The organism is Klebsiella pneumoniae complex sp. WS1778, assembly GCF_049472055.1.
Lineage (GTDB): Bacteria > Pseudomonadota > Gammaproteobacteria > Enterobacterales > Enterobacteriaceae > Klebsiella > Klebsiella quasipneumoniae.
Window position 1 is genome coordinate 777,889 of record NZ_JBKGTJ010000002.1, and the last position, 20,698, is coordinate 798,586.

Annotated in this window: 24 protein-coding genes and 1 pseudogene; 9 read left to right on the top strand and 16 right to left on the bottom strand. The window is 57.0% G+C overall.

What is annotated here, in order from left to right; all coding sequences use genetic code 11:
• Nucleotides 1-22 precede the first annotated feature (22 nt).
• The 6 genes from pgpA to nrdR form a co-directional block, all read right to left on the bottom strand.
• On the bottom strand, nucleotides 23-526 hold the full coding sequence (gene pgpA, locus ACLEXF_RS13635; RefSeq protein ID WP_004177266.1) for a phosphatidylglycerophosphatase A: 504 nt from the start codon (nucleotides 524-526) through the stop codon (nucleotides 23-25).
• Nucleotides 519-1,490: a thiamine-phosphate kinase gene (gene thiL / locus ACLEXF_RS13640; protein ID WP_004204831.1), complete on the bottom strand. Its 972-nt coding sequence runs from the start codon at nucleotides 1,488-1,490 to the stop codon at nucleotides 519-521. The genes pgpA and thiL overlap by 8 nt, the downstream gene beginning before the upstream one ends.
• A gap of 71 nt (nucleotides 1,491-1,561) precedes the next feature.
• Nucleotides 1,562-1,981, bottom strand: a complete 420-nt coding sequence (nusB, locus tag ACLEXF_RS13645) for a transcription antitermination factor NusB (RefSeq protein WP_004204833.1) — start codon at nucleotides 1,979-1,981, stop codon at nucleotides 1,562-1,564.
• A 19-nt stretch (nucleotides 1,982-2,000) separates the two neighbouring features.
• Nucleotides 2,001-2,471 carry a 6,7-dimethyl-8-ribityllumazine synthase gene (ribE, locus tag ACLEXF_RS13650; protein ID WP_001021161.1) on the bottom strand — a complete coding sequence of 157 codons (471 nt, stop codon included), beginning with the start codon at nucleotides 2,469-2,471 and terminating at the stop codon, nucleotides 2,001-2,003.
• Between the two features lie 87 nt (nucleotides 2,472-2,558).
• Nucleotides 2,559-3,662, bottom strand: a complete 1,104-nt coding sequence (ribD, locus tag ACLEXF_RS13655) for a bifunctional diaminohydroxyphosphoribosylaminopyrimidine deaminase/5-amino-6-(5-phosphoribosylamino)uracil reductase RibD (RefSeq protein ID WP_004204834.1) — start codon at nucleotides 3,660-3,662, stop codon at nucleotides 2,559-2,561.
• Nucleotides 3,663-3,665: 3 nt separating this feature from the next.
• Nucleotides 3,666-4,115, bottom strand: a complete 450-nt coding sequence (gene nrdR / locus ACLEXF_RS13660) for a transcriptional regulator NrdR (protein ID WP_002890417.1) — start codon at nucleotides 4,113-4,115, stop codon at nucleotides 3,666-3,668.
• 147 nt (nucleotides 4,116-4,262) lie between these two features.
• Between nrdR and ACLEXF_RS13665 the strand changes: the two genes are divergently transcribed.
• Both ACLEXF_RS13665 and ACLEXF_RS13670 read left to right on the top strand, forming a co-directional pair.
• Nucleotides 4,263-4,802 (top strand): DUF3251 domain-containing protein, encoded by a 540-nt coding sequence (locus ACLEXF_RS13665; RefSeq protein WP_004204835.1) that lies wholly within the window; start codon nucleotides 4,263-4,265, stop codon nucleotides 4,800-4,802.
• Nucleotides 4,803-5,102: 300 nt separating this feature from the next.
• Nucleotides 5,103-5,987, top strand: coding sequence for a nucleoside-specific channel-forming protein Tsx (locus tag ACLEXF_RS13670; protein ID WP_004204836.1), 885 nt, complete (start codon nucleotides 5,103-5,105; stop codon nucleotides 5,985-5,987).
• Nucleotides 5,988-6,029: 42 nt separating this feature from the next.
• Here the strand turns inward: ACLEXF_RS13670 and ACLEXF_RS13675 are convergent, their stop codons facing one another.
• The 8 genes and pseudogenes from ACLEXF_RS13675 to ACLEXF_RS13710 all read right to left on the bottom strand — a co-directional run bounded on the left by ACLEXF_RS13675 (nucleotide 6,030) and on the right by ACLEXF_RS13710 (nucleotide 12,946).
• Nucleotides 6,030-6,725: a helix-turn-helix transcriptional regulator gene (locus ACLEXF_RS13675; RefSeq protein WP_004204837.1), complete on the bottom strand. Its 696-nt coding sequence runs from the start codon at nucleotides 6,723-6,725 to the stop codon at nucleotides 6,030-6,032.
• Between the two features lie 24 nt (nucleotides 6,726-6,749).
• The gene (locus ACLEXF_RS13680; protein WP_004204838.1) at nucleotides 6,750-7,115 is read right to left on the bottom strand and encodes a VOC family protein; all 366 of its coding nucleotides are present in this window, start codon (nucleotides 7,113-7,115) and stop codon (nucleotides 6,750-6,752) included.
• A 137-nt stretch (nucleotides 7,116-7,252) separates the two neighbouring features.
• Nucleotides 7,253-8,224, bottom strand: coding sequence for a protein translocase subunit SecF (gene secF, locus ACLEXF_RS13685; protein WP_004204839.1), 972 nt, complete (start codon nucleotides 8,222-8,224; stop codon nucleotides 7,253-7,255).
• Between the two features lie 10 nt (nucleotides 8,225-8,234).
• The gene (gene secD, locus ACLEXF_RS13690; RefSeq protein WP_004204840.1) at nucleotides 8,235-10,082 is read right to left on the bottom strand and encodes a protein translocase subunit SecD; all 1,848 of its coding nucleotides are present in this window, start codon (nucleotides 10,080-10,082) and stop codon (nucleotides 8,235-8,237) included.
• A gap of 26 nt (nucleotides 10,083-10,108) precedes the next feature.
• A complete protein-coding gene (gene yajC / locus ACLEXF_RS13695; protein ID WP_002890398.1) occupies nucleotides 10,109-10,441 on the bottom strand; it encodes a preprotein translocase subunit YajC in 333 nt (110 codons plus the stop codon).
• Nucleotides 10,442-10,463: 22 nt separating this feature from the next.
• Complete coding sequence (gene tgt, locus ACLEXF_RS13700) at nucleotides 10,464-11,591, bottom strand: tRNA guanosine(34) transglycosylase Tgt (RefSeq protein WP_002890395.1); 1,128 nt, start codon at nucleotides 11,589-11,591, stop codon at nucleotides 10,464-10,466.
• Between the two features lie 110 nt (nucleotides 11,592-11,701).
• The gene (queA, locus tag ACLEXF_RS13705; RefSeq protein WP_407259913.1) at nucleotides 11,702-12,766 is read right to left on the bottom strand and encodes a tRNA preQ1(34) S-adenosylmethionine ribosyltransferase-isomerase QueA; all 1,065 of its coding nucleotides are present in this window, start codon (nucleotides 12,764-12,766) and stop codon (nucleotides 11,702-11,704) included.
• A 64-nt stretch (nucleotides 12,767-12,830) separates the two neighbouring features.
• Nucleotides 12,831-12,946, bottom strand: a pseudogene (locus tag ACLEXF_RS13710) (hypothetical protein).
• 88 nt (nucleotides 12,947-13,034) lie between these two features.
• Between ACLEXF_RS13710 and acpH the strand changes: the two are divergent.
• Nucleotides 13,035-13,616, top strand: coding sequence for an ACP phosphodiesterase (gene acpH, locus ACLEXF_RS13715; protein WP_004204843.1), 582 nt, complete (start codon nucleotides 13,035-13,037; stop codon nucleotides 13,614-13,616).
• A gap of 127 nt (nucleotides 13,617-13,743) precedes the next feature.
• On the top strand, nucleotides 13,744-14,346 hold the full coding sequence (locus tag ACLEXF_RS13720; protein WP_004178733.1) for a peroxiredoxin: 603 nt from the start codon (nucleotides 13,744-13,746) through the stop codon (nucleotides 14,344-14,346).
• Nucleotides 14,347-14,490: 144 nt separating this feature from the next.
• On the opposite strand, the gene ACLEXF_RS13725 is transcribed toward ACLEXF_RS13720, so the two are convergent.
• Nucleotides 14,491-14,637 (bottom strand): hypothetical protein, encoded by a 147-nt coding sequence (locus ACLEXF_RS13725; RefSeq protein ID WP_032446996.1) that lies wholly within the window; start codon nucleotides 14,635-14,637, stop codon nucleotides 14,491-14,493.
• Between the two features lie 55 nt (nucleotides 14,638-14,692).
• Here ACLEXF_RS13725 and ACLEXF_RS13730 point away from each other — a divergent pair, with 55 nt between their 5' ends.
• From ACLEXF_RS13730 to fba, 5 genes are all read left to right on the top strand, one after another.
• The gene (locus ACLEXF_RS13730; RefSeq protein WP_004204845.1) at nucleotides 14,693-15,136 is read left to right on the top strand and encodes a PTS sugar transporter subunit IIA; all 444 of its coding nucleotides are present in this window, start codon (nucleotides 14,693-14,695) and stop codon (nucleotides 15,134-15,136) included.
• A 5-nt stretch (nucleotides 15,137-15,141) separates the two neighbouring features.
• Nucleotides 15,142-15,429: a PTS sugar transporter subunit IIB gene (locus tag ACLEXF_RS13735; protein ID WP_017898931.1), complete on the top strand. Its 288-nt coding sequence runs from the start codon at nucleotides 15,142-15,144 to the stop codon at nucleotides 15,427-15,429.
• A 20-nt stretch (nucleotides 15,430-15,449) separates the two neighbouring features.
• The gene (locus ACLEXF_RS13740; protein ID WP_004204848.1) at nucleotides 15,450-16,841 is read left to right on the top strand and encodes a PTS ascorbate transporter subunit IIC; all 1,392 of its coding nucleotides are present in this window, start codon (nucleotides 15,450-15,452) and stop codon (nucleotides 16,839-16,841) included.
• A 65-nt stretch (nucleotides 16,842-16,906) separates the two neighbouring features.
• Complete coding sequence (locus tag ACLEXF_RS13745; protein ID WP_023319834.1) at nucleotides 16,907-17,869, top strand: carbohydrate kinase family protein; 963 nt, start codon at nucleotides 16,907-16,909, stop codon at nucleotides 17,867-17,869.
• Between the two features lie 35 nt (nucleotides 17,870-17,904).
• A complete protein-coding gene (gene fba / locus ACLEXF_RS13750; protein WP_074186558.1) occupies nucleotides 17,905-18,759 on the top strand; it encodes a class II fructose-1,6-bisphosphate aldolase in 855 nt (284 codons plus the stop codon).
• Between the two features lie 58 nt (nucleotides 18,760-18,817).
• Here fba and ACLEXF_RS13755 read toward each other — a convergent pair whose 3' ends face one another.
• On the bottom strand, nucleotides 18,818-20,686 hold the full coding sequence (locus ACLEXF_RS13755) for an amidohydrolase (protein WP_053810711.1): 1,869 nt from the start codon (nucleotides 20,684-20,686) through the stop codon (nucleotides 18,818-18,820).
• Nucleotides 20,687-20,698: the final 12 nt, after the last annotated feature.

Consider the following 20,698-nt stretch of genomic DNA (forward strand, 5'->3'; position numbering starts at 1 on the left):
TGGCGCTGCCGGGGAGAAGCGGTCAAAGCAGACCGATGGGCCAGTGATGGCCAATAACATACAGCACGCCGGCGGAGATCACGCCGGCGACGATATCGTCCACCATGATCCCCATTCCGCCGTGAATATTGCGGTCAAACCAGCGAATCGGCCACGGTTTCCACATATCGAAGATACGGAAAATGACGAAGCCGGCGGCCACCCACTGCCAGTCCAGGGTCGGCAGCGCCATCAGGGTGATCCACATCCCGACGAACTCGTCCCAGACGATGCTGCCGTGGTCATGGGTGCCCATATCTTTGGCCGTGCGATGGCACAGATAGACCCCGATACAGATGCTCATCATCACCACCAGCGAGTAGAGCTGCCAGGGGAGAAAAGTCATCAGATACCAGAACGGGATCGCCGCCAGCGACCCCATCGTGCCCGGCACCACCGGGCTTAAGCCGCTGCCAAAACCGGTCGCCAGCAGATGCCATGGATTACGCATACTCAGGCGGCTAAGCGCCTCGTCTCGACTACGCAAAGTGATCGTATCCCTTTAAATCAAGCGTGACCGGCTTACCGTCGCGGATAAACTGCAGACCTTCGCTCTCCGGCGCAATCTGTCCGATACAGGTAAAACGCGCGCCAAGATGGCCAAGGGCCACGTCCAGCGCCCCACGGTTCAGTTCCGGTACGGTAAAGCACAGCTCGTAGTCTTCGCCACCGGCGAGCGCCCAGCGCAGCGCCTGCTCAGAATCAACCTGGCGTAGCATCGCGTCAGAGTACGGCATGGCATCAAGCTCGATACGCGCGCCGCAGCCGCTGGCTTTGAGAATATGACCCAGATCGGAGATCAGGCCGTCGGAGAGATCGATCGCCGACGTCGCCAGGTCGCGCAGCGCCTGGCCCTGCAGCACGCGGGGCATCGGACGCAGGTGACGGGCCAGCAAATAGTCGGCGTCAGTCGGCGTATCCACCGTCAGCCGGTTCTGCAACAGCGCCAGGCCGGCGGCGCTGTCCCCCGGGGTACCGGTGACATAGATCCAGTCTCCCGGCTTCGCACCTGAACGTTTCATGGCGCGCCCAGGCGGCACAAAGCCGTGGATACCCAGGGTCATGGCGAGCGGGCCACGGGTGGTGTCGCCGCCAATCAGCTGCATATCGTAGTAGTCAAGCTGGACAAACAGGCTGTCGCTGAAGGCTTCCAGCCAGGCTTCATCCACCTCCGGCAAGGTCAGCGCCAGGGTGAGCCACGCCGGCTCCGCGCCCATCGCTGCGAGATCGCTCAGGTTCACCGCCAGGGCTTTATAGGCGAGGTCGGCCGGGTCGATATCGGGTAAGAAGTGATTGCCCGCCACCAGAGTGTCGGTGCTGATTGCCAGCGTTTTTTTCTCGGGAATATTCAGGAGAGCGCAGTCGTCGCCGATACCGGTCTCGACATCAAGACGAGCGCTTTTAACGCGATCAAAATAACGGGCAATCAGGGAGAATTCGCCACATGCCATACGTTATGCCTCAGCAAAATAATAAATAAGGCCGGGTTGCGAGACGACCCTCGCAAAACCCGGCCTGCAGTTTACTTCTTGTGGGGACGAATTACCGGAGCCGCTTTGTCCAGCACACCGTTGACGAACTTGTGGCTATCTTCAGCGCCGAAGGTTTTCGCCAGTTCGATAGCTTCATTGATGGCCACTTTATACGGTACGTCATCGCGTTTGGACAGCTCAAACAGCGCGATACGCAGCACCGCTTTTTCCACCTGACCCAGCTCTTCCAGCTGACGGGACAGGTAGGGCTTCATCAGGCCGTCGAGGTACGCGCTGTTAGTCGCCACTCCGGACAGCAGTTCGCGGAAATACAGAACATCAACATCTTTTACGTCCTGTTCCGCCAGGAACTGGTATTCGACATCAGCGATGTCGTTCTGGGACAACTGCCAGGAGTAGAGCGCCTGAACGGCACACTCACGGGCGCGGCGACGAGCAGCAGGTTTCACGGAATTCCCCTTACAAAAATCAGGCCTTGATGGCTTTCAATACGTTAATCATTTCCAGCGCGGTCAGCGCAGCTTCTGCGCCTTTGTTACCGGCTTTGGTGCCAGCGCGCTCAATGGCTTGTTCAATACTTTCAGTGGTCAGAACACCAAAGGCTACCGGGATTTCGCTGTCCTGAGCGACGTGCGCCAGGCCATTGCTGGCACCGCCTGCCACATATTCAAAGTGGGCGGTACCGCCGCGAATCACCGTACCCAGCGCGATCACCGCGTCATATTTACCGGTTTTCGCCAGTGCGCCAGCCGCCAGCGGCAGCTCATACGCGCCTGGAACCCAAACAACGGTGATGTTTTCATCTTTTACCTGACCAATGCGTTTCAGGGCGTCAATCGCACCTTCCAGCAGGCTGTCATTGATAAAGTTGTTGAAACGCGCAATGGTGATGGCGACGCGGGCGTCCGGGGTAGCAACGTTAGCTTCAATAATGTTCATACTCTTCCTTCGGGTTCATGTGCCCCGCAAGGGGGGCGGATTTTATCATATTATTCTGAGCGCTGCTTCCTAATAATCAGGAAAGCCTCACGCAGTGGTTAAATGCAGGCAGACATCCGGGCCAACCTGACGTATCTCATTGAATTTAAAATGGGGCGCCTGGCTCAGTTCTTCAAGCCCCGGCAGCGCGCATAATCCACGCGCCGCATTGCCTAACAGTTTAGGCGCAATATAGACGATAAGCTCGTCGACCAGCCCCGCCTGCAGCAGCGCCCCGGCAAGCGTGGCCCCCGCCTCCACCCAGACGCTGTTGATCTGCTGTTTGCCAAGCAGCATCATCAGCAGCACCAGATCGAGATGGCCGTTATGTTCCGGAACCAGCAGCGTGCGCACGCTGTCCGGCCACTGGCGCTCATCGGCGCCCAGGCGGGCAAACAGCGTTTCCCCCGCCTGCTGCACAATACGATGCTCAGGCGTGACGCGGTTCTGACTGTCGATCACGACGCGCAGCGGCTGGCGCAAATTCTCTTGGGGATACAGCGCCTGGGTATCGGCGCTCAGCTCCTGCCAGCGCACGGTCAGCGCCGGATCGTCCGCCAGTACGGTGGCGCTGCTGGTCAGAATGGCATGGCTCTGTGCGCGCAGACGCTGCACGTCGCGTCGCGCCTGCGGGGAGGTGATCCACTGGCTTTCGCCGCTGGCCATCGCCGTGCGGCCGTCCAGCGAAGCACCCAGCTTGAGCTGCACCCAGGGAAAACCGGTGCGCATCCGCTTCAGGAAGCCCTTGTTCAGCGCTTCCGCCTCGTTCATCATCAGCCCGTGGCTGACTTCAATACCGGCCTGCTGCAGACGGTACAAGCCGCGCCCCGCCACCTGCGGGTTCGGATCCTGCATCGCGGCGACCACGCGGCTGATGCCGGCGGCAATCAGCGCATCGCAGCACGGCGGCGTACGGCCGTGGTGGCTGCAGGGCTCAAGGGTGACATAGGCGGTGGCGCCTCGCGCCTGTTCCCCCGCCATCCGCAGGGCGTGCACTTCGGCGTGCGGCTCGCCGGCGCGATAGTGGAACCCTTCGCCGACGATCTCGCCGTCTTTTACAATGACACAGCCAACGTTAGGGTTAGGATGGGTGGTAAAGCGACCGCGGGCGGCGAGCTTAAGCGCACGCGCCATGTACATTTCGTCCTGCATGGCTTAGTCCTGTAAGCGGGCGATCTCTTCGCCGAATTCTTTGATATCTTCGAAGCTGCGATAGACCGACGCGAAGCGAATATAGGCGACTTTATCCAGTTTTTTCAGCTGTTCCATCACCAGATTGCCGATCATTTTGCTGGCCACTTCGCGCTCGCCGGTGCCGCGCAGATGGGTTTTGATATGGTTGACCGCCATTTCGACGTCATCGGCGCTGACCGGACGTTTCTCCAGCGCTTTCAGCATCCCACTGCGCAGCTTGTCTTCGTTGAAGGGTTCACGCACATCGTTACTCTTCACCACCCGGGGCATCACCAGCTCCGCCACTTCGAAGGTGGTAAAGCGCTCATTACAGACCAGACACTGCCGACGGCGACGCACGGAAGAGCCTTCCCCCACCAGACGAGAGTCAATCACTTTGGTATCCACGGCGAAACAGAAAGGGCAATGCATAGCGCGTCCTGACAGGTAGTTAAACTGAAGGGTAGTTTACCGCGAAGTGACCTGACTACAAAGAAAGAGCTTTTGAGACAAAGGATCTATGGGAGAGACAGGCGGTTTGGCTACCATTAAGCATCCTCTGCAAACGGAATCCTGACCATGACAAGACGTTACCTGAAACTCGCCATCGCGGGCAGCCTGTTTACCCTGACCGCCTGCGCCCAGCAAAGCGAAATCCGCCAGATGCACCAGAGCGTGAGCACCCTGAGCCAGGAGATGACCCAGCTCAATCAGCAAACGATCAAAATTACCCAGCAAAACGCGCTGAACGCGAAATCTACCCGCGGCGTCTATTTGCTGCCGGAGGCGAAAACCCCGGCGCGGCTGGAGAGCCAGATCGGCACCCTGCGCATGTCGGTGGCGAGCATTACGCCGGATGGCGACGGGTCACGCCTGACGTTACGTATTCAGGGCGAATCCAACGATCCGCTGCCGGCCTTTACCGCCACCGTCGCCTCCGGACAGATCACCGGCACTACCCACAGCTACCAGGAAGTGAATGTTCAGGATCAGTTGATCAGCGCCCCGGCCAGCATCCTCGCCCCCAGCGATGTCAACATCCCGCTGCGCCTGAACGTAACGCCGGACAAAGTCGGTTTTATTCGCGTCCACGATATCCAGCCCGCCGCCGCACAGTAAGCCTTTGCGCCGGGCTTTCCCCTGCCCGGCGACATCCTGCCCCGTCATTCTTCTCCACTTACAACTTTTCACAAGAGTTCATTAGAAATCGTTCTGCATCGCGATTTTCAGTAGCATTTTGTCAAGAAATGCATAGAATCGTGAACGCAATCGATTACGCATGTTCTGGTTATGTGAAACAACACGTATTTTTGTGAGCAATGATTCCTATAATAGACCTCCACAGAAAGACGAAATATTTAGAAACGCTTCGGCACTTCTTTTAACGCCTTCAGGCTCAATTTAAACAGTGGCATTACTATGAAAAAAACATTACTGGCAGCGGGTGCGGTTGTGGCGCTCTCCACTTCTTTTACCGCGGGCGCGGCAGAAAACGACAAACCGCAGTATCTGTCTGACTGGTGGCACCAGAGTGTTAACGTGGTAGGGAGCTACCACACCCGTTTCGGACCGCAGATCCGTAACGATACCTATCTGGAATACGAAGCGTTCGCCAAAAAAGACTGGTTTGATTTTTACGGCTATATCGATGCTCCGGTGTTCTTCGGCGGCAATAGCACGGCAAAAGGTATCTGGAACAACGGTTCTCCGCTGTTTATGGAGATCGAACCGCGCTTCTCTATCGACAAGCTGACCAACACCGATCTGAGCTTCGGGCCGTTCAAAGAGTGGTATTTCGCGAACAACTATATCTACGATATGGGCCGCAATGATTCCCAGGAGCAGAGCACCTGGTATATGGGTCTGGGTACCGATATCGACACCGGCCTGCCGATGAGCCTGTCGTTGAACGTCTACGCCAAATACCAGTGGCAGAACTACGGCGCGTCCAATGAGAACGAGTGGGACGGCTACCGCTTCAAAGTGAAATACTTTGTGCCGCTGACCGACCTGTGGGGCGGTTCGCTGAGCTACATCGGCTTCACCAACTTCGACTGGGGTTCTGACCTCGGCGATGACAACTTCTACGATCTGAACGGGAAGCACGCGCGCACCAGCAACTCCATCGCCTCCAGCCACATCCTGGCGCTGAACTACGCGCACTGGCACTACTCGGTAGTGGCCCGTTACTTCCATAACGGCGGCCAGTGGGCTGACGATGCCAAGCTGAACTTCGGCGATGGCGATTTCAGCGTCCGCTCAACCGGCTGGGGTGGTTACTTCGTGGTTGGTTACAACTTCTAATTGCTGAAACGGCAAGACAACGCCCGGGCCATCCGGGCGTTTTTATTTCTCCCACACGTCGCACCGAACCTTGCGCAGAAAATCATTTAACGAGCGGTCGGCGCACTCGCTGAATCGACGCTCGGTCGCCCTGACCGCCAGACAGCGGTCGAGGCGAAAGTTGCGATAATCATTGCGCAGCTCACACCAGGCTACCAGCAGCCAGCGCTCCCCCCAGAAAAACAGCCCCAGCGGCAGCACGTCGCGCTCGGTCACCCGACCGGACTCATCCTGATAGCGCAACGCCAGCACCTGCTGGCCGGAGACCGCCTGATGAATGATGTCAAAGAAGGTTTTGGCATAGCGATGGGCGCCGAGATCGGGGGCAAACAGGCGGGTCTGCTCCGCCTGGCGTCGGCGCGCCTCCGGCAGGATCGCCAGCATCTTCTCCTGTGCGGATTCCAGCGATTGCGACAGCGCCTCGCCGCCCCAGGTTTTCAGCAGCCGGATCGCGGCGATCAGCGCTTCGGATTCTTTGGTGGTCAGCATTAGCGGCGGCAGATCGTAGCCCGCCAGCAGCCGGTAGCCGCTACCCGCCTCCCCCTCCACCGGCACGCCGGAGAGGGAGAGATCGCGAATATCGCGATACACGGTGCGCTCCGACACGCCCAGCCGCTCCGCCAGCAGCGAGGCGGTGGTGAGCCGCCTGCCGCGCAGGATCTGCACAATCTGAAATAAACGGTCGGCGCGTCGGGTCATGTTTCACTTCACAAAAAGTTCAGGTTAAGCCGGTTGATGCAGGCCGACGCGGTTGCCCTCGCTGTCAGTAAACAGCGCGATGGTGCCAATATTATTCGGCAGCGTCAGCGGCCCGAAAACACACGCCCCACCCGCCGAGGCGACGCGGTCGAGTGTGGCGGCAAGATGGTCTGTATGCAGGTAAATAATAGCGCCCTGCGCTGAAGGCGCGATACCCTCAAATTTGGCCAGCGCGCCGCCGGGGGCCGGGTCCTGATGCGGGAACACCGCCAGCTCGGCGCAGTCCATGGTTTCGCGACGCAGCGTCACCTGCATCACCGGCTCATAAAACGCGACGGCGCGATCCATATCGGCGACCGGAATTTCAAACCAGTTAATCACGTTATTCATACTTCCTCCTGCTCGTTATTGAGTTCAAAAGGAGTGTATGGGAGGGCTCCTGACAGCATACTGTCAGCAGGTTTTGTCGCGGGCAAAAAAAATCCCGGCCGCCTGGGCCGGGATTGCTTTATTTCAACTGAACCGTATTACGGCAGAATTGACGGCTGGTCCGCCCCTTCTTTTTCCACCTTCTGCTGCAGCAGATGCTCGCGCTTCATGCCCAGCTTCAACGCCAGCGCGGAGGCGACGTAGATAGAAGAAGCCGTACCGATGGAAACACCGATCAGCATGGTCAGCGAGAAGCCTTCCAGAATCGGGCCGCCGAACAGGAACAGCATCAGGATCACCATCAGGGTGGTCCCGGAGGTGATCAAGGTACGGTGCAGCGTCTGGGTCAACGACACGTTGAAGATCTCGTACGGCGTACCGCGGCGGATCTTACGGAAGTTTTCACGGATACGGTCCGATACCACGATACTGTCGTTCAGCGAGTAGCCGATAACCGACATCAACGAGGCCACAATGGTCAGGTCGATTTCGATATGGAACAGCGACAGCACGCCCATGGTGATCACCACGTCGTGCGCCAGGGCGATAACCACCCCCGCCGCCAGACGCCATTCGAAGCGGAAGCCGACGTAGATCAGGATACAGACCAGCGCGGCAATCAGCGCCAGGGCGCCGGTTTGCGCAAGGTCCGCACCGACGCTCGGGCCGACAAACTCAATGCGCTTCACCGCTGCGTTCTGGCTGGTCGATTCGTTAATCACCGTCACGACCTTACTGCCCAGCTCCTGGCTGCCGTTGGCGTCATGCACCGGCGGCATACGTACCATGATGTCGCGGCTGCTGCCAAAGTTCTGCACCTGCGGCTCTTCAAAACCCGCTTTTTGCAGGGAATCGCGCATCTGGTCGAGATCGACCGGCTTCTCAAGGGTAATTTCGATCACCGTACCGCCGGTGAAATCGAGACCCCAGTTAAAGCCGCGGACGCCGATGATGGCGATCGACACAATCAGCAGAAAACCTGAAATGCCGAAGGCCCAGTAGTCCCAGCGCATAAAGTCCCAGACTTTACGGCCGTGGTTCAATTGTTCAACAGTATATTCCTGTGCCACAACGCACTCCTCAGATAGACAGCTTTTTAACGCGCTTGCCGCCGTACAGCAGGTTCACGATGGCACGGGTGCCGACGATAGCGGTAAACATTGAGGTCGCGATACCGATACCGGTAGTAATCGCAAACCCTTTAATGGCACCGGTACCGACCGCGTACAGGATGATCACTTTGATAAGCGTCGTCACGTTGGCGTCGAAGATCGAGCTGAACGCGCCGCGATAACCTTCGTCAATCGCCTGCTGAACGGTACGCCCGTTGCTCAACTCTTCTTTGATGCGCTCGTTGATCAGAACGTTAGCATCGACCGCCACCGCAAGGGTTAACACGATACCCGCGATGCCCGGCATGGTCAGCGTCGCCCCCGGGATGAGGGACATAATGCCGACAATCAGCACCAGGTTGGCAATCAGCGCCGAGGTCGCAATCAGACCGAACTTCTTATAGAAGAGGATCATGAACAGGATGGAGACCACCAGGCCGGCCAGACAGGCTTCCAGACCCTGCTTGATGTTCTGCATACCAAGGGTTGGGCCGATAGTCCGCTCTTCGACGATCTGAATCGGCGCAATCAACGCGCCGGCACGCAGCAGCAGCGACAGCTGGCGCGCTTCGTTCGGGTTGCTGATACCGGTAATACGGAAGCTGTTACCCAGACGCGACTGGATGTTGGCGATGTTAATCACCTCTTCCTCTTTCGCCAGGATAGCCCGACCGTTGGCGTCTTTCTTACCGCTGTCTTTATACTCCACGAACAGGGTCGCCATCGGCTTGCCGATATTGTCCTTGGTGAAGTTGGACATGATGTTACCGCCCGCGCTGTCCAGCGAGATGTTGACCTGCGGCTGGTTGTACTCATCCATGCTGGAGGTCGAGTCGGTGATATGGTCACCGGTCAGGATCACCCGCTTGTACAGCACCACCGGCTGGCCTTCACGCGTCTGCTTCACTTCCGAGTCGCCCGGTACGCGGCCAGAGGCGGCGGCGGACTGGTCAACGTTGGTATTGACCAGACGGAACTCGAGGGTCGCGGTCGCGCCAAGGATCTCCTTCGCCCGCGCGGTATCCTGGATACCCGGCAGCTCAACGACGATGCGGTCAGCGCCCTGACGCTGAACCAGCGGTTCGGCGACGCCTAGCTGGTTCACACGGTTACGCAGAATGTTAATGTTCTGCTGAACCGCGTACTCACGGGCTTCTTTCAGGCGCTCATCGGTCATCACCGCTTTCAGGCTGTTGTCACCCTGAGAGGAGATCACCAGATCGCGATGGCGAGGGCTGAGATAAGAGATAGCCTGGTCGCGCGCCGCGCTGTCGCGGAAGACGATGCTCAGACCGTAGTTGTCTTCCTTGCGCACGGTCGCGTAAGGAATGCCTTTGTCGCGCAGCTCGCTGCGCAGGCTGTCGATGTTCTGTTCCTGCAGTTTGCCTAACGCGGTGTCCATGTCGACTTCCATCAGGAAGTGCACGCCGCCGCGCAGATCAAGACCCAGCTTCATCGGTTCGGCATAGAGTGCCGCCAGCCAGCGTGGGGTTGCCGGAGCAAGGTTTAGCGCCACGACGTATTTGTCACCCAGCACGGTAAGCAGCGCTTCACGCGCGCGCAGCTGGGTATCAGTGGTGTCGAAGCGCGCAAGAATAGCGCCCTCTTCCAGTGCCACAGACTTCGCGGTAATTTTTTCTTCTTGTAAAGTTTTCTGGACCTGGATCAGCGTTTGCTCACTGGCGGCGACGCCGCGCGCGCCAGTGATTTGAACAGCCGGATCCTCACCATACAGGTTGGGAAGCGCATAGATCAGGCCGACGACAATGACGACGACCAGCATGACATACTTCCACAAAGGATAACGGTTTAACACGGCAGTTCCCTTTGGGAAAAGTTAGATTACAGCGCCTTCATGGTGCCTTTCGGCAGAACGGCAGCAACGAAGTCACGTTTGATAACCACTTCAGTGGTATCGTTCAGCGCGATAGCAATGTAGCCAGTTTCCGCTACTTTGGTCACGCGACCGACCAGACCGCCGTTGGTCAGCACTTCATCACCTTTGGCGATGGAGTTCATCAGGTTCTTATGTTCCTTGGTGCGCTTCTGCTGTGGACGCAGGATCATGAAGTAAAAAATCAGACCGAACACCACCAGCATCAGAATCAGAGACATCGGGCTGCCCTGCGCCGGTGCACCCGTTGCCGCTACCGCATCAGAAATAAAAAAGCTCATTGAAATTCCCTCATTATTAAAATTAATCAACGTTCAAAGGAGGCACGGTGCGCCCCTGACGTTGGTAAAAATCGGTCACGAAGCTCTCTAATTTACCCTCTTCGATAGCCTTGCGTAAACCAGCCATTAAACGCTGATAGTAGCGCAGGTTATGAATGGTATTGAGACGCGCGCCCAATATTTCGTTGCAACGGTCAAGGTGATGCAAGTAAGCGCGTGAATAATTGCGACATGTATAGCAATCACACTCGGCGTCCAGCGGCGCGGTATCGCTTTTGTGCTTCGCGTTGCGGATTTTCACCACGCCGTCGGTGACGAACAGGTGGCCGTTACGCGCGTTGCGCGTCGGCATGACGCAGTCGAACATATCGATACCGCGACGTACCCCTTCCACCAGATCTTCCGGCTTCCCGACGCCCATCAGGTATCGTGGTTTATCGGCCGGGATCTGCGGGCAGACGTGCTCCAGAATACGGTGCATGTCTTCCTTCGGCTCGCCGACCGCCAAACCGCCGACAGCGTAGCCATCAAAGCCAATCTCTACCAGACCTTTCACCGAGATATCACGTAAATCTTCGTAAACGCTGCCCTGAATGATGCCGAACAGCGCATTTTTATTGCCAAGGCTATCGAAACGGTCACGGCTGCGCTTCGCCCAGCGCAGAGACATCTCCATTGAGCGCTTGGCGTAATCCCAGTCCGCCGGATACGGCGTACATTCGTCGAAGATCATCACGATATCAGAGCCGAGATCGTACTGAATCTCCATGGATTTTTCCGGATCGAGGAAAATCGGATCGCCGTTGATCGGGTTGCGGAAATGCACGCCCTGCTCGGTGATCTTACGGATATCGCCAAGGCTGAACACCTGGAAGCCGCCGGAGTCGGTCAGGATCGGTCCTTTCCACTGCATAAAATCGTGCAGATCGCCGTGCAGCTTCATGATCTCCTGACCCGGGCGCAGCCACAGGTGGAAGGTGTTGCCGAGAATAATCTGCGCGCCGGTGGCTTCCACCTCTTCCGGCGTCATCCCTTTGACGGTGCCGTAGGTGCCAACGGGCATAAAGGCAGGTGTTTCCACCACGCCGCGCTCAAACACCAGGCGACCGCGGCGGGCGCGACCGTCGGTGGTATCCAGTTCAAATTTCATGCTTGCTCCTGCGTCAGAAAAACAGTCCGACGTTTTCATACTCGCCACGGAATGATTCCGTGGCTAAAAAAATGCGTCATGGCGTCCAAAAAGCCGGCGGGCCGGCCTCTTCAGGGACGCTCAGAAATAGCCTGCGGATTGTACGTGATAAACATCGCATCCCCGTAGCTAAAAAAGCGATATTTCTGCTCCACCGCTACCTTATAGGCGTTCATGGTGTGCTGATAACCCGCAAACGCCGACACCAGCATAATCAATGTGGATTCAGGGAGATGGAAGTTGGTTACCAGCGCATCGATCACCTGGTACTGATAACCCGGGTAGATGAAAATCTGCGTATCGTCGAAGAACGGCGCAATCAGGGCGTCTTTCGCCGCCTGCGCCGCGCTCTCCAGCGAGCGTACCGAGGTGGTGCCCACTGCGATCACGCGATTGCCGCGCGCCTTCGCCGCCAGCACCGCATCGACTACCTCCTGCGGCACTTCCGCATATTCAGAGTGCATGGTGTGCTCTTCAATGCTGTCGACGCGCACCGGCTGGAAGGTACCCGCGCCCACGTGCAGGGTGACAAACGCCATCTCAACGCCTTTGGCGCGCAGTTTATCCAGCAGCGGTTCGTCGAAGTGCAGACCAGCGGTCGGGGCGGCTACCGCGCCCGGCCTGGTGCCGTAGACGGTTTGATAGAGCTCGCGGTCAGCGTCTTCATCCGGGCGGTCAATGTAGGGCGGCAGCGGCATATGGCCAATCCCGTTAAGGATCTCCAGCACCGGGCGCTCGTCGTTAAATTCCACTTCAAACAGCGCGCCGTGACGCGCCAGCATGGTGGCCTGAATGCTCTCGTCGTCGCCCAGCAGCAGCTCGGCGCCCGGCTTCGGCGCTTTCGAGGCGCGAATATGGGCGAGGATGCGCTTATCATCCAGCATCCGCTCCACCAGCACTTCGATCTTGCCGCCGCTGGCCTTACGACCGAACAAACGCGCCGGGATCACCCGGGTGTTGTTAAACACCAGCAGATCGCCAGGATTGAGCTTATCGAGGATGTCGGTGAAGGTGCCATGCGTCAGCGCGCCCGTCGGCCCGTCCAGGAAAAGTAAGCGGCAGCTGCTGCGCTCAGGCATCGGATAGTGGGCGATCAGAGATTCGGGTAGTTCAAAAGCAAAATCGGTAACGCGCATGACGGTAACTCAGACTGAATAAAGAGGCGGGTAGTCTAGTGCCGGGGCGTTCTGCCTGCAACCTTTACCCCTCCGGACGAATGACATAATCTATATTCCAAATCATTCCGAATGCCGCCATGCGGCAGCCGAATGCATCACCGGTGGCAGAGGGCCGCGCGCGGCCAGACAGCACGCCATTCGGGCACCGGGGCTGCCGTTCAGGGCGACGCGCAGCGCTACACCGCTCACTCTGCTCGCCATAAAGTATTTAAAGGATGTCGTCGCTATGAATTTTCTCGCCCACCTGCACCTGGCCCATCTCGCCGACAGTTCGCTGCCCGGCAATCTGATGGCCGACTTTGTGCGCGGCAACCCGCAGGGCGACTATCCGGCGGCGATCGTCGATGGCATCTATATGCATCGGCGAATTGACGTGCTGACTGACAACCTGGCGGAAGTCAAAGAGGCGCGGGAGTGGTTTCGCCCGCAGACCCGCCGCGTCGCCCCCATCACCCTCGACGTCATGTGGGATCATTTCCTGTCGCAGCACTGGGCGCAACTCTCCCCTGACCTGCCGCTGGACGAGTTCGTGCGCTACGCCGAGCGGCAGATCGTGCCGATCCTGCCCGACTCGCCGCCCCGCTTCGTCAATCTCAATCAATACCTGTGGTCGGAGCGCTGGCTGGAGCGCTATCAGGAGATGGATTTTATTCAGCGCGTGCTCAATGGCATGGCCAGCCGCCGCCCGCGTCTCGAGGCGCTGCGCGACTCCTGGCAGGATCTGGATACTCACTACGACCGGCTGGAGGGGCAGTTCTGGCGCTTTTATCCGCAGATGATGCGTCAGGCGAAAAACAAACAGCTGTAATCGCTGCGACATTGATAGGTAAAAGCTGGCTGAACGATTGTCAGCGCCTCTTTGTGTTATTGGCGGACAGGCTCTATACTTGCCCGCGTTGCGTTCCAAATAACCTTAGTAATTACAGGAGAATCAAATGGTTCTGGTCACTCGTCAAGCGCCGGATTTTACTGCAGCCGCTGTGCTGGGTAATGGTGAGATCGTTGAGAAATTCAATTTCAAACAGCACACCAACGGTAAACCTACCGTTCTGTTCTTCTGGCCGATGGACTTCACCTTCGTTTGCCCGTCTGAGCTGATCGCGTTCGACAAACGTTACGAAGAATTCCAGAAACGCGGCGTGGAAGTGGTTGGCGTTTCCTTCGACTCCGAGTTCGTGCACAACGCATGGCGTAATACCCCGGTAGACCAGGGCGGTATCGGCCCGGTTAAATACGCGATGGTTGCCGACATCAAACGTGAAATCCAGAAAGCTTACGGTATCGAGCATCCGGACGAAGGCGTAGCGCTGCGCGGCTCCTTCCTGATCGACGCCAACGGCGTGGTTCGCCACCAGGTGGTTAACGACCTGCCGCTGGGCCGTAACATCGACGAAATGCTGCGCATGGTTGACGCGCTGCAGTTCCACGAAGAGCACGGCGAAGTCTGCCCGGCGCAGTGGGAAAAAGGAAAAGAAGGTATGGCTGCCTCTCCGGAAGGCGTGGCAAAATACCTGACCGAAAACGTCTCCAGCCTGTAATCGGCACACGTTTTTATAAAAGGCTCGCTCAAGCGGGCCTTTTTTGTTAGCGGCGTCAAAATTTAAGAAAATGACCCGCTGATATTTGTGACCAGCAATACACTTCTGCTGAAAAATTTCGCTCTGCCTCTCATTTTTTCTCTGTCAAATTTCAGCGTTAAATCTCAACCACTTCATAACAGTCTGAAAAACAAATAAATTAATTATATGATTTTCAGCCAGCACTTTGCCGTCGATGTGATCGCCATCAATATTTAAAACCGCGGATGTGATCTCATCCATCATTTTTATCAATGTATTTGGTCATGATTTTACTCAGGAACAGGAATACGTTCAGGAGAAGAGAATGGATATTATTTTTGACCCGACGTTAATCGCCCTGAAGCAGAATATTTCCCATGCGGAGGAGGCCATCGAACTGGCGGGTTCATTACTCGCCAGGCGCCAGATTTGCAGCGCCGAATATGTCAACGAGATGCTGACAGTATACGAGGATTTTGGCGCCGCCATCGTGATAGATGACGGGATTGCCATGCCGCACGCCCGCCCGGAAAAAGGGGCATTGCAGACCGGATTTTCGCTTGTCACCACCGCCACACCAGTGACCTTCGGCCACGATGAGTTCGATCCGGTTACCGTCGTCATCGCGATCGCCGGCGCCGATGCTGACAGTCATATCAAAATGATCCAACTGATTGCCTCGCTGATCGAGTCAGATATCGTGACTTTTCTTCAGCAGGAAAATGACGTGAATTCAGTCTTACATTTCATCCAAAAACAAATGGAGTAGTCATTATGTTAGTTATCAGAACGGTTTGTGGTAACGGTATTGGCAGTTCATTGATGGCTGCGAATAATGTGAAGAAGATCTGTGAAGAATTAGGTATCAAAGCGGACGTCGCTTCGGTCGATTTTGCTAACGCCGTCGGGGAAAAAGCCGACCTTTACGTCACGATCAAAGAACTGGCAAATCAATTTCCGGCCCACTGTCATGTCGCCATTATTCGCAGCTACGTCCATAAAGCAAAAATCGCCGAGGATATTACCGACGCGCTGATGAAAATTGCTGCGACTCACTCTTAATCAGCATAGAGGGAACGACCATGCAGGCTATTCTTAGTTTCTTAACGGAAATATTCAGTCAACCCGCTTTTTTGATGGGGCTTATCGCCTTCGTTGGCTTAGTGGCGCTGCGCTCCCCCGGCAACAAACTCCTTACCGGCACATTAAAGCCGATTTTAGGCTATTTGATGCTGAGCGCTGGCGCAGGCGTTATCGTTGCCAATCTCAACCCGCTGGGCGGTATTATCGAAGCTGGATTTAATATCCGCGGCGTTATTCCTAACAATGAAGCCATTGTCTCCGTCGCCCAGAAAATGCTGGGCGTGGAAACCATGAGTATTTTGCTGTTGGGCTTTATTTTCAACCTGATCATAGCCCGCTGCACCAAATATAAATATATCTTTCTCACCGGCCATCATTCGTTCTTTCTCGCCTGCCTGTTCTCCGCCGTCCTGCAGGCGGCGGAGTTCCAGGGCTGGATGTTGATCCTGATCGGCGGATTCCTGTTGGGCTCATGGTCGGCCATTTCCCCGGCCATTGGCCAGCGTTACACCAGGCAGGTAACCGAAGACGGCGGGATCGCCATGGGCCATTTCGGCTCCCTGGGCTACTACCTCTCGGCGTGGATCGCCAGCCGGACCGGCAATCCGGCAAACTCCTTCGCCGATACCGAAATCTCAGAGAAATGGGGATTTCTGCGCGATACCACCGTCACCACCGGTATCGTGATGTTTGTTATCTACTTCATCTGCAGCGCTGTCGCCGGGTCGGCGTACCTGAGCACCATCACCGACCAGAATATGCTGATCTTCTCCGTGCTGACCGGTCTGCAGTTCGCCGTTGGCGTAGCCATTGTCTACAACGGCGTGCGGTTGATCCTCGGCGATCTGGTGCCGGCATTCCAGGGCATCAGCCAGAAACTGATCCCGGACTCCATCCCGGCCGTTGACTGCGCGGTGTTCTTCACCTTTAGCCCCACCGCGGTGGTGGTGGGATTCATCAGCTCCTTTGTGGGCGGTCTGGTCGGGATGCTCATGCTCGGCGGACTGGGCATGGCGCTGATTATTCCCGGCATGGTGCCGCACTTCTTCTGCGGCGGCACCTCCGGGGTCTTTGCCGACAAGCTGGGCGGTAAGCGCGGGTGTATCATCGCCGCCTTTATCGGCGGGATCTTCCTCGCCTTCCTGCCGGCGATGCTGCTGCCGGCGCTCGGCAACCTCGGGTTTGAAAACAGCACCTTCGCCGATTTCGACTTCGCAGTATGGGGCATCATTATTGGTAACGCGTTCACCCAGTTTGGCCAGGTCACTATCTACCTGATTTGTCTGGCGCTGCTCGTCGCGCTGCTGGTGCCTTTCTGCTTCCGTCAGGTACGGGTAGTGGGCAACACGCTCAGCTATGAGGAGCTTACTGCCAAGCAGAAAAATGAATAAGCGAGGTCATTTTTCCCTGCGGGAAGGTCACGCTTCCCGCCGCTGACAAATAATCAGGAGTGGTTATGGCTATTTTGTCCATTGGATTTGCCTGTTTCGATCAGTTTTTCTTTCTCAATGAATGGCCCCAGGAGAATACCAAAAACTTTTGTCATGATTTTATAGAAAGCGGCGGCGGCCCGGCGGCCAATGCAGCCTGGCTGCTGGGATTATGGGGTGAGGAGGTCTATTACATCGGCCATCTGCATCAGGACCTTTACGGTCAGCGCATTATCGATGAGTTTGCCGAAGCGGGGGTGGATACCAGCCAGGTGGTTTTCTCCGATGACATGATCACCCCGCTGGCCTCGGTGCTGGTCAATCGCTTAACGGGTTCGCGGACGATTATTACCCGCAAGATGCAGACACCGCCTTCCCTGACCTACGATCAAAAGCTCAAACTGGACGACCTCGCCGAACGACTGATTGCCGCCGAGGATCCGGTCACCATTTTAATTGACGGCCATGAGCCGGAAATCAGTGAATATTTAATTAAGAAACTGCCCAACGCCAGAGTCGTGATGGACGGCGGGTCACTGCGCGCCAGCAATATAAAACTTGCAGCCTGGACCGACTATTTTGTAGTGAGCGAACATTTTGCCCGCGATTATATGAGCTATCGCTCTTTGAGCACCGAAGCAGAAATTAAAGCGGCGCTGATTGAGCTGAATAAAATTTGCCGCGGTGAAGCATTTATTACCCTTGGCGAAAAAGGGTGTGCTTTTTTAAAAAGCGGTATGCTGCAGATCGTTCCTTCCTGGCTGTGCAATGCCGTTGATACCACCGGAGCCGGGGATGTATTTCACGGCGCCTTCACCTATGGCGTCCACTACTCATGGCACATAGATAATATTATTTTATTTGCCAGCCTGACCGCCGCCATTTCTATTGAGAAAAAAGGGGTACGGGAATCTATGCCGGACCTGGCGGTCGTCCACCACTCGTTAAATAGCTACGAGAGAAACTTAAAGCAATATTTTGAAGAATAACTGCATTTAATAAATATCAAGAGGTGAATATGTTAGTGTCGATGAAGGACATGCTTCAGCATGCCCTGCGGGACGGCTACGCCGTCGGTCAGTTCAACATTAATAATCTGGAATGGGTCGGCGCCGTATTAAGCACTGCCCAGCAGTGCCGCTCACCGGTTATTTTGGGCGTGTCCGGCGGCACGGTTAAGCATATGCTCGGGTTAAAATGTATTCATGACATCGTAGTTAACGCCATGGAGTATTTGCATATTGATGTTCCGGTGGCGCTGCATCTGGATCATGGTACCTCCCGGGAGGCCTGCGAAGCGGCGATCGCCGCCGGCTTCAGTTCCATTATGTTTGATGGCTCGCATCTGCCGTTCAGGGAAAACCTGGCCATTACTCGCCATCTGGTGACGCTGGCGCACAGCAAAGGTATCTCCGTGGAGGCCGAACTGGGGACTATCGCCGGCAGTGAAGACGGCATTGTCAATTCCGAAGTCATCTACGCCGATCCCGAGGAGTGCTACACCCTGGTGACAGAAACCCAGGTGGATTGCCTCGCCGCCGCGCTGGGCTCCACCCATGGCCTGTATAAAGGCAAAGCCCGACTGGGATTTACCGAGATGAAAGCCATTGCCGAGCGGGTGAAGGTTCCGCTGGTGCTGCATGGCGGCACAGGTATTGCCGATGAGGATATGCGCCGGGCGATTGCCTGCGGCACCGCCAAGATTAACGTTAATACCGAAAATATGTACGCCTGGTGCCAGCAGGTGAAGGCGATCTTTGCTGCCGATACCGGGCACGATGTGAACGATCCGCGGAAAGTGATCGCCCAGGGACTGCAGCCAGTACGCGAAATGATTGCCCGCCGCATGGCGCTTTTTGGCTCACAGCAGCGCTATTGATGCGTGAAAGGTGGCTGAGACCTCCGCCCCTTAGCAACCGGGGCGGAGGCGTCAGGCATCAGAAGGCAAAGCAGGAGCAACCCAGCACGCCCCAGAAGGCCTGCTCGTCGGAGACCGGGATCGACGATTTTCGCGCGATATCATGCTGATGGCCGTGGACACCGCAGCTACCGCAGCACTGGTGCATCTGCACTATGGCGCCAATTTTGGCCGCCGCTGGCGGAGCGGAACGGTAATGGCCCGGGACCTTCACCACCGGCGACCACTCCGGCAGCACCGGGATCGGCGGCGGCGCCAGCGGCGAGAAGTGACCGGCGGCGTACACCACTTTGCCATCAACCACCGTCAGCACCGACTCAATGCCTTTGATCTCCTCTTCCGCGACGCTGAAATAGTCCTTCGACAGCACCACCAGATCGGCAAGCTGACCGGCGGCCAGACGGCCCTTTTTACCCTGCTCGCTGGAGAACCAGGCGCTGCCCGCCGTCCACAGCTCCAGCGCGACATCGCGCGGCAGGCGGTTGTTGTCGTCATACATCGCCATCCCGCCAACGGTGCGCCCGGAGACCAGCCAGTACAGCGCGGTCCACGGATTATAGCTGGCGACGCGGGTGGCATCGGTCCCTAACCCTACCGGTACGTCCAGCTCCAGCATTTTCGCTACCGGCGGCGTATGTTTCACCGCCTCTTTGCCGTAGCGATCGACAAAATATTCGCCCTGGAAGGCCATCCGGTGCTGCACCGCAATGCCGCCCCCCAGCGCCTTCACCCGCTCAATGTTGCGCTCGGTAATGGTCTCGGCATGATCGAAGAACCAGTGCAGGCCATTAAACGGAATGTCACGGTTCACCTTCTCAAACACGTCCAGCATCCGGCTGATGGACTCGTCGTAGGTGGCATGCAGGCGGAACGGCCAGCGATGTTCCACCAGATGGCGCACCACCCGCTCCAGCTCATCTTCCATGCCTTGCGGCAAATCCGGCCGCGGCTGCAGGAAATCTTCAAAATCCGCCGCCGAAAACACCAACATCTCGCCGGCGCCGTTGGCGCGATAGAAATCGGTTCCCTGCCCCGGCTTCAGCATATCGGTCCAGCGCTCGAAGTCCTCCAGCTCCTGCTTCGGTCGCTGGGTAAACAGGTTGTAGGCGATGCGCACGGTCATCTGATCTTTTGCGTGCAGCTGCTCGATAATTTCGTAATCTTCCGGGTAGTTCTGGAAACCGCCCCCGGCGTCGATGGCGCTGGTCAGCCCCAGTCGGTTCAGCTCGCGCATAAACTGACGGGTGGAGTTCACCTGCAGATCCAGCGGCAGCTTCGGCCCTTTGGCCAGGGTGGCGTAGAGGATCATGGCGTTTGGTTTGGCAATCAGCATCCCGGTCGGGTTGCCGTGGCTATCGCGGACGATCTCTCCGCCCACCGGATCCGGCGTCTCTTTGGTATACCCCACGGCTTTCAGCGCCGCGCGGTTCAGCAGTGCGCGATCGTAGAGATGTAGCACAAACACTGGCGTATCGGGCGCCGCGTCGTTTAGCTCTTCCAGGGTCGGCATCCGTCGTTCGGCGAACTGGAATTCGCTCCAGCCGCCGACCACCCGCACCCACTGCGGCGACGGTGTGCGATCCGCCTGATCCTTAAGCATTCGCAGGGCATCGGCCAGAGAGGGCACGCCCTCCCAGCGGAGCTCAAGGTTGTAGTTCAACCCTCCGCGGATCAGATGCAGGTGAGAATCGTTGAGGCCCGGGATCACCGTATGCCCTTTGAGATCGACGATCTGCGTTCCCTCGGCGGCAAAGCTCATGATCCGATCGTGGCTTCCGGTGGCAACAATTTTTCCGTCGGCGATGGCCACGGCTTCCGCCAGCGGATTCGCACGATCGAGGGTATGAATCTGGCCGTGGGTCAGAATCAGTGTGGCAGTTTGCGACATAACACACTCCTT